This window comes from Enterobacter cloacae complex sp. 309I3, from assembly GCF_050031595.1.
Taxonomy (GTDB): Bacteria; Pseudomonadota; Gammaproteobacteria; order Enterobacterales; family Enterobacteriaceae; genus Enterobacter; species Enterobacter cloacae.
This window is the reverse complement of the sequence record NZ_JBLGWI010000001.1, coordinates 4,033,846-4,046,678: the sequence shown is the minus strand read 5'-3', so window position 1 is coordinate 4,046,678 and position 12,833 is coordinate 4,033,846. Positions and strand designations below refer to the sequence as shown.

The 12,833-nt window shown below is 56.6% G+C and carries 11 protein-coding genes and 1 other RNA gene; 9 read left to right on the top strand and 3 right to left on the bottom strand.

All coding sequences use genetic code 11. The features are described from left to right. Nucleotides 1-12: 12 nt before the first annotated feature. Together rpiA and serA are read left to right on the top strand one after the other, a co-directional pair. The gene (gene rpiA, locus ACQG22_RS19340) at nucleotides 13-672 is read left to right on the top strand and encodes a ribose-5-phosphate isomerase RpiA (protein ID WP_013098630.1); all 660 of its coding nucleotides are present in this window, start codon (nucleotides 13-15) and stop codon (nucleotides 670-672) included. 268 nt (nucleotides 673-940) lie between these two features. Beyond that, a complete protein-coding gene (gene serA / locus ACQG22_RS19335) occupies nucleotides 941-2,173 on the top strand; it encodes a phosphoglycerate dehydrogenase (protein WP_013098629.1) in 1,233 nt (410 codons plus the stop codon). A 66-nt stretch (nucleotides 2,174-2,239) separates the two neighbouring features. Here the strand turns inward: serA and ACQG22_RS19330 are convergent, their stop codons facing one another. The 3 genes from ACQG22_RS19330 to zapA form a co-directional block, all read right to left on the bottom strand. Continuing rightward, the gene (locus ACQG22_RS19330) at nucleotides 2,240-2,836 is read right to left on the bottom strand and encodes a 5-formyltetrahydrofolate cyclo-ligase (RefSeq protein WP_057071752.1); all 597 of its coding nucleotides are present in this window, start codon (nucleotides 2,834-2,836) and stop codon (nucleotides 2,240-2,242) included. 23 nt (nucleotides 2,837-2,859) lie between these two features. After that, nucleotides 2,860-3,043: non-coding RNA, 6S RNA (gene ssrS / locus ACQG22_RS19325), on the bottom strand. Nucleotides 3,044-3,084: 41 nt separating this feature from the next. Then, nucleotides 3,085-3,414: a cell division protein ZapA gene (zapA, locus tag ACQG22_RS19320; protein ID WP_006811891.1), complete on the bottom strand. Its 330-nt coding sequence runs from the start codon at nucleotides 3,412-3,414 to the stop codon at nucleotides 3,085-3,087. A gap of 168 nt (nucleotides 3,415-3,582) precedes the next feature. On the opposite strand from zapA, the gene ACQG22_RS19315 reads away from it, so the two are divergent. The 7 genes from ACQG22_RS19315 to gcvP all read left to right on the top strand — a co-directional run bounded on the left by ACQG22_RS19315 (nucleotide 3,583) and on the right by gcvP (nucleotide 12,797). Beyond that, the gene (locus tag ACQG22_RS19315; RefSeq protein WP_369706548.1) at nucleotides 3,583-4,161 is read left to right on the top strand and encodes a YecA family protein; all 579 of its coding nucleotides are present in this window, start codon (nucleotides 3,583-3,585) and stop codon (nucleotides 4,159-4,161) included. A gap of 31 nt (nucleotides 4,162-4,192) precedes the next feature. Further along, nucleotides 4,193-5,506 (top strand): Xaa-Pro aminopeptidase, encoded by a 1,314-nt coding sequence (gene pepP, locus ACQG22_RS19310; protein WP_194500366.1) that lies wholly within the window; start codon nucleotides 4,193-4,195, stop codon nucleotides 5,504-5,506. Beyond that, nucleotides 5,503-6,681 (top strand): 2-octaprenyl-6-methoxyphenyl hydroxylase, encoded by a 1,179-nt coding sequence (gene ubiH / locus ACQG22_RS19305; RefSeq protein WP_020687080.1) that lies wholly within the window; start codon nucleotides 5,503-5,505, stop codon nucleotides 6,679-6,681. Before pepP ends, ubiH begins: the two co-directional genes overlap by 4 nt. A gap of 12 nt (nucleotides 6,682-6,693) precedes the next feature. Continuing rightward, nucleotides 6,694-7,896, top strand: coding sequence for an FAD-dependent 2-octaprenylphenol hydroxylase (ubiI, locus tag ACQG22_RS19300; RefSeq protein ID WP_013098624.1), 1,203 nt, complete (start codon nucleotides 6,694-6,696; stop codon nucleotides 7,894-7,896). A 397-nt stretch (nucleotides 7,897-8,293) separates the two neighbouring features. After that, nucleotides 8,294-9,388, top strand: coding sequence for a glycine cleavage system aminomethyltransferase GcvT (gcvT, locus tag ACQG22_RS19295; RefSeq protein WP_028028158.1), 1,095 nt, complete (start codon nucleotides 8,294-8,296; stop codon nucleotides 9,386-9,388). Between the two features lie 23 nt (nucleotides 9,389-9,411). Beyond that, nucleotides 9,412-9,801: a glycine cleavage system protein GcvH gene (gene gcvH, locus ACQG22_RS19290; RefSeq protein WP_013098622.1), complete on the top strand. Its 390-nt coding sequence runs from the start codon at nucleotides 9,412-9,414 to the stop codon at nucleotides 9,799-9,801. A 122-nt stretch (nucleotides 9,802-9,923) separates the two neighbouring features. Continuing rightward, a complete protein-coding gene (gene gcvP, locus ACQG22_RS19285) occupies nucleotides 9,924-12,797 on the top strand; it encodes an aminomethyl-transferring glycine dehydrogenase (RefSeq protein ID WP_038420536.1) in 2,874 nt (957 codons plus the stop codon). The last annotated feature ends 36 nt before the right edge of the window (nucleotides 12,798-12,833 follow it).

Genomic DNA, 12,833 nt, shown 5'->3' with positions numbered 1-12,833 from the left:
GGCAAAACGATCATGACGCAGGATGAACTGAAAAAAGCAGTAGGATGGGCCGCGCTCCAGTACGTGCAACCGGGTACTATCGTCGGTGTGGGTACGGGGTCGACGGCGGCACACTTTATCGATGCGCTGGGCACGATGAAGGGGCAAATCGAGGGCGCGGTTTCGAGCTCCGATGCTTCCACGGAAAAGCTGAAAAGCCTCGGCATTACCGTTTTCGATCTGAACGAAGTGGACCGTCTGGGGATCTACGTTGATGGCGCGGATGAAATCAACGGGCATATGCAGATGATCAAAGGCGGCGGCGCAGCGCTGACGCGTGAAAAGATCATCGCCTCCGTGGCCGATAAATTTATCTGTATCGCGGACGCATCCAAGCAGGTTGATATTCTGGGTAAATTCCCGCTGCCGGTTGAAGTGATCCCAATGGCGCGCAGCGCCGTGGCACGTGAGCTGGTAAAACTCGGCGGACGTCCTGAATACCGTCAGGGTGTGGTCACCGATAACGGCAACGTGATCCTCGACGTTCATGGCCTGGAAATTCTCGACGCGATCGCGCTCGAAAACGCCATCAACGGCATTCCGGGCGTGGTAACAGTAGGGTTATTCGCCAACCGTGGCGCGGATGTTGCGCTGATCGGCACGGCTGATGGCGTGAAAACCATCGTAAAATGATCTGACGGGGGGAGTCCTCCCCCCGCTAAAAAAATTTTGAAAAGCTAAATTCGGTGACTTGTGTCACGTTTTTTGCCCCTCTCTTGCTGAACCTTCCGCATTCACAAATATTTACAGCATTTTACTCTGCTATTTTGCGCTGTATGACTTTTCTTCAGAGTGCCGACGCAAACGTTCATATTGCTGCAATAGTTTTTTTTGATATGTTGGCTAAGCGGATTTCAATCCAGCACAACATCAGTTCAGACAAAAAAACAGGGTCGGGTAAATGGCAAAGGTATCACTGGAGAAAGACAAGATTAAATTCCTGCTAGTAGAAGGCGTGCATCAAAAAGCACTTGATAGCCTTCGCGCGGCAGGTTACACCAACATCGAATTTCACAAAGGCGCGCTGGATACTGAAGAGCTGAAAGCGTCCATCCGTGATGCCCACTTCATCGGCCTGCGATCCCGTACTCACCTGACTGAAGATGTTATTGCGGCGGCGGAAAAGCTGGTCGCTATCGGCTGTTTCTGCATCGGTACCAACCAGGTTGACCTGAATGCTGCCGCAAAACGCGGTATCCCGGTCTTCAACGCCCCGTTCTCCAACACCCGTTCCGTGGCCGAGCTGGTGATTGGCGAACTGCTGCTGCTGCTGCGCGGTATTCCGGAAGCCAACGCCAAAGCCCACCGCGGCGTGTGGAACAAACTAGCCGCGGGCTCTTATGAAGCGCGCGGTAAAAAACTGGGTATCATCGGTTACGGCCACATTGGTACCCAACTGGGTATCCTGGCTGAATCCCTGGGCATGCATGTTTACTTCTACGACATTGAAAGCAAACTGCCGCTGGGGAACGCTACTCAGGTTCAACATCTTTCAGACCTGCTGAACATGAGCGACGTGGTGAGCCTGCATGTGCCGGAAAACGCCTCCACCAAAAATATGATGGGCGCGGAAGAGCTGGCGCTGATGAAGCCAGGTTCCCTGCTGATCAACGCCGCACGCGGTACGGTTGTCGACATTCCCGCGCTGTGCGATGCCCTGAAGCGTAAGCATCTGGCGGGGGCGGCTATCGACGTCTTCCCGACGGAGCCTGCAACCAACAGCGATCCATTTAACTCTCCGCTGTGCGAGTTCGACAACGTGATCCTGACGCCACACATCGGTGGCTCTACTCAGGAAGCGCAGGAGAATATCGGTCTGGAAGTGGCGGGTAAACTGAGCAAATACTCCGATAACGGTTCAACGCTCTCTGCCGTTAACTTCCCGGAAGTGTCGCTGCCGCTGCACGGTGGCCGTCGTCTGCTGCACATTCACGAAAACCGTCCGGGCGTGCTGACCGCCATCAACCAGATCTTTGCCGAGCAGAGCGTCAACATTGCCGCGCAGTATCTGCAAACCAACTCGCAGATGGGCTATGTGGTTATTGATATCGAAGCAGATGAAGATGTGGCCGAGAAAGCGCTGCAGAGCATGAAGGCCATTCCGGGGACGATTCGCGCGCGTCTGCTGTACTAAGGGTGAGGTTTGTAGTGTCGGGTGGCGGCTACGCCTTACCCGACCTACGTCGACTGCACGCCTGTTTCACCATTCCCACAACTTCGATGGCGTCACCACCGCCGGCAACGGCACATCCCACTTTTCGACCGGCAAGGCTTCTACCGCCTGACAATCATGCGCATAACCCACCGGTTGCAACCCGTACTGCTGCCAGTTTTGCAACGTTCTGTCATAGAAGCCCCCGCCCATTCCTAAACGCTGGCCCTGTTCATCAAACGCCACCAGCGGCGTAATCAGCACGTCCAGCTGTGACAGCGGCAGCACGTCGCGCACATCCAGCTTCGGCTCGGTGATTTTCAGACGATTCACAACCAGTTCGCTGTGTGGGTGGTAGTGCAGAAACAGCAGGTTCCCTGCGCTAAACGGATGCAGCACCGGCAAATAGACCCGCTTTCCGGCTCGCCAGAGTTGTTCGATGAGTGGCTGCGTATCCAGCTCACCATCAAAAGAGAGAAACAGCGCGACGGTATGCGCCATTACTACAGGCGGATACGCCATCATACGTGCCGCGGCCTGCTGGGCAAAATGCGCTTGCTGTTCAGGGGTTAACGCCCGGCGACGCTGTCGAATGAGTTGACGAATATCCTGGCGTGAGGCAGAAACTTCAGGGAATTGAGTCATGGTAGTGGTAGAAGAAGAGTGAGGGAATCTCCGAGATGCCGCCGCAGGCTGTAACCCTTGAACCCTTGGTTCAAGGTGAATGTGTCGTCATAGTTTTAAGGCTTCTCGGGCGAACCGAGCATGCTCACCAACCATGGAGCGCCACATTCTTGTGGTATGAAATATCGGCTCAGGGGACTGGCCCGCTTGCGAACATCTCAGAGAAATTTTGTCTTCACAGTTACTCTACCATAGTCAACTGAGAAGTGTTATTCAAACTTTGGTCCCGGTCTTTCGGGATTGCGACCTTGATCAAGCAACGCCTGTTCTATGGTCTGCTGGAGCATTTTAATGCGCTGCTCCATGCTTGCCGCGTAGTCGCGGGTCTTCGCTTTTTCCTGAGTCAGTTCATAGCTGATGTTCAACGCGGCGATAAAAACCAGCTGCTCAGTATTTGTGACTCTAGTGCGTTCTTTAAGATCTTGCAACCGCTGATTCAAATCGTCCGCAGCCTGATTCAAAGCATCCCTTTGTTCAGGAGGACAATTCACTCGCAGTGAACGGCCAAAAATCTGGAGATCGACGGGTTGTGCAGACATGCCACCTTCCTGCTGATTGACTGCGCTGCCTTCGCTTACTGCCCCGGGGGCTGCGAAGGGGCGACACTATAGCTACCCTGATGTGAAGATACAAGCCCTTTTCTGGTATCACCAGGGTCCAAAGTGGTAGCATATCATGAATATTCCTCCCTTTGATGACGAAAGCTCATGTCTATACAGAACGAAATGCCTGGTTACAACGATTTAAACCAGTTACTGAACCAGCAGGGTGTGGGTTTAACCCCTGCCGAAATGCACGGTCTGATCAGTGGCATGCTATGCGGCGGAAACAGCGACAGCTCATGGCAGCCGCTGATCCACGACCTGACGAACGAAGGGCTGGCGTTTGGTCATGAACTGGCGGAAGTGCTGCGAAAAATGCACTCGGCAATCAGCGATTCGCTGGAGGACGATGGCTTCCTTTTTCAGCTTTATCTGCCTGAAGGCGACGATGTCAGCGTGTTCGATCGCGCCGATGCGCTGGCCGGTTGGGTAAACCACTATCTGTTGGGGCTGGGCGTAACGCAGCCTAAGCTTGATAAAGTGACCGGTGAAGCGGGTGAAGCGATCGACGATCTGCGTAACATCGCGCAGCTGGGTTACGACGAAGAAGAAGATCAGGAAGAGCTGGAGATGTCTCTCGAAGAGATTATCGAGTACGTTCGCGTGGCGGCACTGCTGTGCCACGATAACTTCACCCGCTCGCAGCCAACCGCACCGGAAGTTCGTAAGCCAACCTTACATTAAGAAAAATAACGCACAGGAGGGTGTCATGGTTATCTCGCATCAAGAGTATTCCCGTCGTCGTCAGGCGCTGCTGGCAAAAATGCAGCCCGGAAGCGTTGCGCTGATTTTTGCCGCGCCCGAAGTGACGCGCAGTGCCGACAGTGAATACCCCTATCGCCAGAACAGCGATTTCTGGTACTTCACCGGGTTCAATGAACCGGAGGCGGTACTGGTGCTGATCAAGAGCAATGACACCCACAACCACAGCGTGATTTTCAACCGCGTACGGGATCTCACCGCGGAGATCTGGTTTGGTCGCCGCCTGGGGCAAGAGGCAGCGCCCGCGAAACTGGGTGTGGATCGTGCGCTGGCGTTCAGCGAAATCAACCAGCAGCTCTATCAGTTGCTGAACGGGCTGGATGTGCTTTACCACGCGCAGGGTGAGTATGCGTATGCCGATGAGATAGTCTTCACCGCGCTGGATAAGCTGCGTAAAGGTTCCCGGCAGAATCTCTCCGCCCCGGCCACGCTGACGGACTGGCGCCCGGTTGTCCACGAGATGCGCCTGTTTAAATCGCAGGAAGAGCTGGACGTGATGCGTCGTGCAGGCGAAATCAGCGCGCTGGCACACACAAGGGCGATGGAAAAGTGCCATCCCGGCCTGTTTGAATATCAGCTGGAAGGCGAGATTCACCACGAGTTCAACCGCCACGGCGCGCGTTATCCCTCTTACAACACCATTGTCGGTGGCGGTGAAAACGGCTGCATTCTGCATTACACCGAAAACGAAAGTGAACTGCGTGACGGCGATCTGGTGCTGATTGATGCAGGCTGTGAATATCAGGGCTATGCGGGCGACATTACCCGTACCTTCCCGGTGAACGGTAAGTTCACCCCCGCGCAGCGCGAAATTTATGACATCGTTCTTGAATCTCTTGAAACCGCGCTGAAGCTCTATCGCCCCGGCACCTCCATCCAGGAAGTAACCGGCGAAGTGGTGCGCATCATGATTACCGGCCTCGTAAGGCTCGGGATTCTGAACGGTGATGTGGATACCCTGATTGCTGAAAATGCGCATCGCCCCTACTTTATGCACGGCCTGAGCCACTGGCTGGGGCTGGATGTGCATGATGTTGGTGCGTATGGTTCAGAACGTTCTCGCGTGCTGGAGCCGGGTATGGTGCTGACCGTTGAACCGGGGCTCTACATTGCGCCGGATGCCGACGTGCCGGAAGCGTACCGTGGAATTGGTATTCGCATCGAAGATGACATTGTCATCACCGAAACCGGTAACGAAAACCTGACCGCGGGCGTGGTGAAAAACGCCGATGACATTGAGGCGCTGATGGCAGCGGCACGCCCATGAGCGTGATTATCGTTGGTGGGGGGATGACGGGAGCTACGCTGGCGCTGGCCATCTCGCATTTGACGAAAGGGCAACTTCCGGTCCATCTGGTGGAGGCCGTGGCGCCAGAGGCGTCCGACCATCCCGGTTTTGATGCCCGCGCCATTGCCCTGGCTCAGGGGACCTGCCAGCAGCTCGCTCGAATTGGCATCTGGCAGGCGATTGCGGATTGTGCGACGGCAATCAACACCGTTCACGTCAGCGATCGTGGCCATGCCGGGTTTGTGACGCTGGACGCGCAGGATTACCGCATTGATGCCTTAGGCCGGGTGGTTGAACTTCACGACGTCGGGCTGCGTCTGTTCCGTTTATTGCAGGATGCCCCGGGCGTGACGCTCCATTGCCCGGCACGCGTCGCCAGCTTCAGCCGCAGCGAAGCGGCGGTCAGCGTGACGCTGGAAAACGGCACGGTTCTGGATGGCCAGCTTCTGGTCGCCGCCGATGGTTCACGTTCTGCGCTTGGCACCCAGTGCGGCGTGGAATGGCGCGCCCAGCCTTACGGACAGGTCGCCGTTATTGCTAACGTTTCCACGGCGGGAGAACACAACGGCAGGGCGTTTGAACGTTTCACTCAGCACGGCCCGCTGGCCATGCTGCCGATGTCAAACGGACGCTGCTCGCTGGTGTGGTGTCATCCTCAGGATAAAGCGGCTGACGTTGAGGCCTGGTCCGACGACCGTTTCTGTACCGAACTGCAAAAAGCCTTTGGCTGGCGGCTGGGGCGTATTACCCATGCGGGAAAACGCGCTGTTTACCCGCTGTCGCTGACCACGGCATCTCAGTCCATCTCCCATCGTGTGGCGCTGGTCGGCAATGCCGCGCAGACGTTGCACCCAATCGCCGGGCAAGGCTTCAACCTTGGGCTACGCGACGTGATGAGCCTGGCAGAGACTCTGTCCCAGGCGTGGCATGAGCAAAAAGATTGCGGCGCGTATCCGGTGCTCAGCCATTATCAGAAGCGACGCCGGGCCGATAAAGAAGCGACTATCGGCGTCACCGATGGCCTGGTGCATCTGTTTGCCAATCGCTGGGCACCGCTGGTTGCAGGCCGCAACCTTGGGCTGATGGCGATGGAATTATTCATTCCGGCACGTGACGTGCTGGCGCAGCGGACCCTTGGTTGGGTCGCGCGTTAAGGAGTTATCACCGTGCAAAATGTTGATGTCGCCATTGTAGGCGGCGGAATGGTAGGGCTGGCGCTGGCCTGTGGTTTACAGGGCAGTGGTCTGCGCGTGGCCGTGCTGGAGCAAAATCTGCCTCAGCCCGTTGCGCACGATGCGCCGCCGGAACTGCGCGTCTCGGCAATCAATGCCGCCAGCGAAAAACTACTGACGCGCCTTGGCGTCTGGTCAGATATCGTGGCGCAGCGTGCCAGCTGCTATCACGGAATGGAAGTGTGGGACAAAGACAGCTTTGGCCATATCGCGTTTGATGATGAAAGTATGGGCTATAGCCATCTGGGTCATATCATCGAAAATGCCGTCATTCACCATGCGTTATGGCAAAAAGCGCAATCCTGCAGCGACATCAACCTGATGGCGCCCGCGCAAATCCAGCAGGTGGCATGGGGCGAAAACGAAGCGTTTCTCACCCTGCAGAGCGGCGACATGCTCACCGCGCGGCTGGTGGTAGGCGCGGATGGCGCAAACTCGTGGCTGCGTAACAAGGCGGATATTCCCCTGACCTTCTGGGATTATCGTCATCATGCGCTGGTAGCAACCATCCGTACTGAAGAGCCGCACGGCGGCGTTGCGCGCCAGATTTTCCATAACGACGGTATTCTGGCATTTCTGCCGCTGAGCGATCCGCACCTGTGCTCGATCGTCTGGTCTCTGGTGCCGGAAAAAGCACAGCTGATGCGCGAGGCGACGCCAGAGGCGTTTAATCAGGCGCTGTGCATGGCGTTTGATAACCGTCTTGGTCTGTGCACCCTTGAGAGCGAACGCCTGGTATTCCCGTTGACCGGCCGTTACGCGCGCCAGTTTGCGGCGCACCGTCTCGCGCTGGTGGGTGACGCGGCGCATACCATTCATCCACTGGCCGGACAGGGAGTTAACCTTGGCTTTATGGATGCGGCAGAGCTGGTGAATGAGCTGCGCCGTCTGCACCGCGAAGGTAAAGACATCGGCCAGCATCTCTACCTGCGTCGCTACGAACGCAGCCGCAAGCACAGCGCGGCGGTGATGCTGGCAGGCATGCAGGGCTTCCGCGAGCTGTTTGCCGGGGCAAATCCGGCGAAAAAACTGCTGCGCGACATCGGCCTGAAACTGGCCGACACCCTTCCGGGCGTAAAACCTCAACTCCTTCGTCAGGCGATGGGTCTTAACGATCTTCCCGACTGGTTACGTTAATCTCGATCCCCGTCACACTTTATTTACCCGGCCTCTGCGCCGGGTAAATATCCTCGTTTGAAATAATCTAATTTCACGCCATTTTTCGCATTAGATAATCTAATCTGGCTATTTTTCCGTTACGGAAATTTGGCCCGTTTTTCCGCATGAAATATCACCATGTGCTAAATATTGTTAGATCGTTGTTAATTTTATGCGGGTTTAATCGCATTTTACCAGTGAATAACTCTGTAGGCTTTTCAGCGTTTTTTGGTCATAAGCTAATGTGATGACCTGTTTTACCTTATGGTTAACCGTCGGTTTCGGTGGTAAGTTCAGGTAAAAGAGAACGTTTGCGTCGGTGCCGAATGACGGGGCCGATACCGGGATTCACGGTGAATTTTTCAACGAGGAAAAGATGGCTCAACAGACTCCTTTGTACGAACAACACGTGTTATGCGGTGCACGTATGGTGGACTTTCATGGCTGGATGATGCCGCTGCATTACGGCTCCCAGATTGATGAACACCACGCAGTGCGTACCGATGCCGGTATGTTCGACGTCTCCCACATGACAATTGTCGACCTGCGCGGTAGCCGCACCCGGGAGTTTTTGCGTTATCTGCTGGCAAACGACGTCGCAAAACTGAAGACGCCAGGTAAAGCGCTCTATACCGGCATGCTAAATGCCTCTGGCGGCGTGATTGACGACCTTATCGTCTACTACTTCACTGAAGATTTCTTCCGCCTCGTTGTAAACTCCGCCACCCGCGAAAAAGACCTCTCCTGGATTACCCAACACGCTGAACCATATGCCATCGACATCACCGTCCGTGATGATCTGTCGCTGATCGCCGTGCAGGGGCCGAACGCGCAGGCGAAAGCCGCCACGCTGTTCAACAACGAGCAGCGTGAAGCCACCGCTGGCATGAAGCCGTTCTTCGGCGTGCAGGCGGGCGATCTGTTTATCGCCACCACCGGCTATACCGGTGAAGCGGGCTATGAAATTGCCATGCCGAATGAAAAAGCCGCCGACTTCTGGCGTGCGCTGGTGGAAGCGGGCGTCAAGCCAGCAGGACTGGGCGCGCGCGATACGCTGCGTCTGGAAGCGGGCATGAACCTTTATGGTCAGGAGATGGACGAAAGCGTCTCTCCACTGGCCGCTAACATGGGCTGGACCATCGCGTGGGAACCGGCTGACCGCGAATTTATTGGCCGTGAAGCGCTGGAGATGCAGCGCGAAAAGGGCACTGAACAGCTGGTTGGCCTGGTAATGAAGGAAAAAGGCGTGCTGCGAGGCGAACTGCCGGTACGTTTTACCGATGCAGACGGCAATCCGCGTGAAGGCGTGATCACCAGCGGTACCTTCTCCCCGACGCTGGGCTACAGTATTGCACTGGCACGCGTGCCGGCCGGCATTGGCGAAACGGCGGTGGTACAGATCCGCAACCGCGAAATGCCGGTCCACGTGACCAAACCGATTTTTGTTCGCGCCGGTAAGCCGGTCGCCTAATCATTTTTATCAGGAGAACTTCAATGAGCAATGTGCCAGCAGAACTGAAATACAGCAAAGAACACGAGTGGCTGCGCAAAGAGGCGGACGGCTCTTATACCGTTGGGATCACCGAGCACGCGCAAGAGCTGCTGGGCGACATGGTGTTTGTTGACCTGCCGGAAGTGGGCGCGACCGTTAGCGCGGGCGATGACTGCGCTGTCGCGGAATCTGTTAAGGCGGCATCCGATATCTATGCACCGGTGAGCGGCGAAATCATTGCCGTCAACGACGCGCTGAGCGACTCCCCGGAACTGGTCAACAGCGAACCGTATGAAGGCGGCTGGATCTTCAAGATCAAAGCCAGCGACGAATCACAGGTTGCTGCGCTGCTGGATGCCACCGCATACGAAGCCCTGTTAGAAGACGAGTAAGCCATTATCCCTCTCCCTTCGGGAGAGGACAGGGGTGAGGGTGCCCATCTTCCCCTCACCCTAACCCTCTCCCGGTGGGAGAGGGAACTTATATTCACTGCACGTTTCAGGAACCATCGCTCATGACACAGACTTTAAGCCAGCTTGAAAACCGTGGCGCCTTCATTGAACGTCACATAGGGCCGGATGCTCAGCAACAGCAGGAGATGCTGAAGACAGTTGGCGCGGATTCATTAGACGCACTGATCGGCCAGATCGTGCCAAAAGACATCCAGCTTGCCACGCCACCACAGGTGGGCGAGGCGACGACTGAATTTGCTGCGCTGGCAGAATTAAAGGCCATTGCAGCCCTTAACAAGCGCTATAAGTCTTACATTGGCATGGGTTATACCAACGTGCAGTTACCGCCGGTGATCCTGCGCAACATGCTGGAAAACCCGGGCTGGTATACCGCGTATACCCCCTATCAGCCGGAAGTGTCCCAGGGCCGTCTGGAAGCGCTGTTGAACTTCCAGCAGGTGACCCTGGATCTGACCGGTCTCGACATCGCCTCTGCGTCTCTGCTGGATGAAGCGACCGCCGCGGCAGAAGCCATGGCAATGGCGAAACGCGTGAGCAAGCTGAAAAACGCCAACCGCTTCTTCGTGGCGGCGGATGTTCATCCACAGACGCTGGACGTGGTACGCACTCGTGCGGAAACCTTTGGCTTCGACGTGATTGTCGATGATGCCGACAAAGTACTGGATCACCAGGATGTCTTTGGCGTGCTGCTACAGCAGGTGGGCACCACCGGCGAAGTGCATGACTACAGCACGCTGATGACCGAACTCAAATCCCGCAAAGTCGTTGTCAGCGTCGCCGCTGATTTTATGGCACTGGTACTGTTGACGGCGCCTGGCAAACAGGGTGCGGATATCGTCTTCGGCTCTGCGCAGCGCTTCGGCGTGCCGATGGGCTACGGCGGCCCGCACGCGGCATTCTTTGCGGCAAAAGATGAATTCAAACGCTCCATGCCTGGCCGTATTATCGGGGTGTCAAAAGACGCTGCCGGTAACACTGCGCTGCGCATGGCGATGCAGACGCGTGAGCAGCATATCCGCCGCGAGAAAGCGAACTCCAACATTTGTACCTCGCAGGTTCTGCTGGCTAACATTGCCAGCCTGTATGCGGTGTTCCATGGTCCGGTTGGCCTGAAACGCATCGCCAGCCGCATTCACCGTCTGGCCGATATTCTGGCCTGCGGTCTGCAGCAGAAAGGCCTCAAACTGCGTCACGCTCACTACTTCGACACCCTGTGCGTTGAAGTGGCGGACAAAGCGGCGGTGCTGGCGCGTGCTGATGCGGCGCAAATCAACCTGCGCAGCGACATCCATAACGCGGTCGGCATCACCCTCGATGAATCCACCACCCGTGTAGATATCGTCAACCTGTTTAACGTGTTGCTGGGCGACGCGCACGGTCTGGATATTGATACGCTGGACAAAGAGGTCGCGCTCGACAGCCGCTCAATTCAGGAAAGCATGCTGCGTAACGATGCGATCCTGACGCACCCGGTCTTTAACCGCTACCACAGCGAAACCGAGATGATGCGTTACATGCATTCTCTGGAGCGCAAGGATCTGGCGCTGAACCAGGCGATGATCCCGCTGGGTTCCTGCACCATGAAGCTGAACGCGGCGGCGGAGATGATCCCTATCACCTGGCCTGAATTTGCCGAGCTGCACCCGTTCTGCCCTGCCGAACAGGCGGAAGGGTATCACCTGATGATCAACCAGCTCTCCGACTGGCTGGTGAAACTGACGGGTTACGATGCGCTCTGCATGCAGCCAAACTCTGGCGCGCAGGGTGAGTACGCCGGTCTGCTGGCGATCCGCCACTATCACGAGAGCCGTAACGAAGGCCACCGTGATATCTGCCTGATCCCAAGCTCTGCCCACGGCACCAACCCGGCCTCCGCCCAGATGGCGGGGATGGAAGTGGTCGTGGTGGCGTGCGATAAGAACGGCAACATTGACCTCGCTGACCTGCGTGCAAAAGCCGAACAGGCGGGCGATAAGCTCTCCTGCATCATGGTGACCTACCCGTCGACTCACGGCGTGTACGAAGAGACCATCCGTGAAGTGTGTGAAGTGGTGCATCAGTTTGGCGGCCAGGTCTATCTCGACGGTGCGAACATGAATGCGCAGGTGGGCATCACCTCGCCGGGCTTCATCGGCGCGGACGTTTCGCACCTGAACCTGCATAAAACCTTCTGCATTCCGCACGGCGGTGGCGGCCCGGGTATGGGGCCAATCGGCGTGAAAGCGCACCTGGCACCGTTTGTTCCAGGCCATAGCGTGGTGCAGATCGAAGGGATGCTGACCCGTCAGGGCGCGGTGTCAGCGGCACCGTTTGGTAGCGCCTCTATCCTGCCAATCAGCTGGATGTACATCCGCATGATGGGCGCGGAAGGGCTGAAAAAGGCAAGCCAGGTGGCGATCCTGAACGCTAACTACATCGCGACCCGCCTCAAGTCAGCCTATCCGGTGCTCTACACCGGTCGTGATGGCCGCGTGGCGCACGAGTGCATTCTGGATATTCGTCCGCTGAAAGAGCAGACCGGCATTAGCGAGCTGGATATTGCCAAACGTCTTATCGACTATGGATTCCATGCGCCAACCATGTCGTTCCCGGTTGCGGGTACGCTGATGGTGGAGCCAACGGAGTCCGAGAGCAAAGCCGAGCTGGACCGCTTTATTGATGCGATGCTGGCCATCCGCATGGAGATCGACCGCGTGCAGGACGGCGAATGGACGCTGGAAGACAACCCGCTGGTCAATGCGCCGCACACGCAGCATGAAATGGTGGCGGAGTGGAATCACGGTTACAGCCGTGAACTGGCGGTCTTCCCGGCCGGTGTGGCAAACAAATACTGGCCAACCGTGAAACGTCTTGATGACGTCTACGGTGACCGTAATCTGTTCTGCTCCTGCGTACCAATGAGCGAATACCAGTAATCGTGTTGATGTAGTAACGTAGGCCGGGTATGGCGA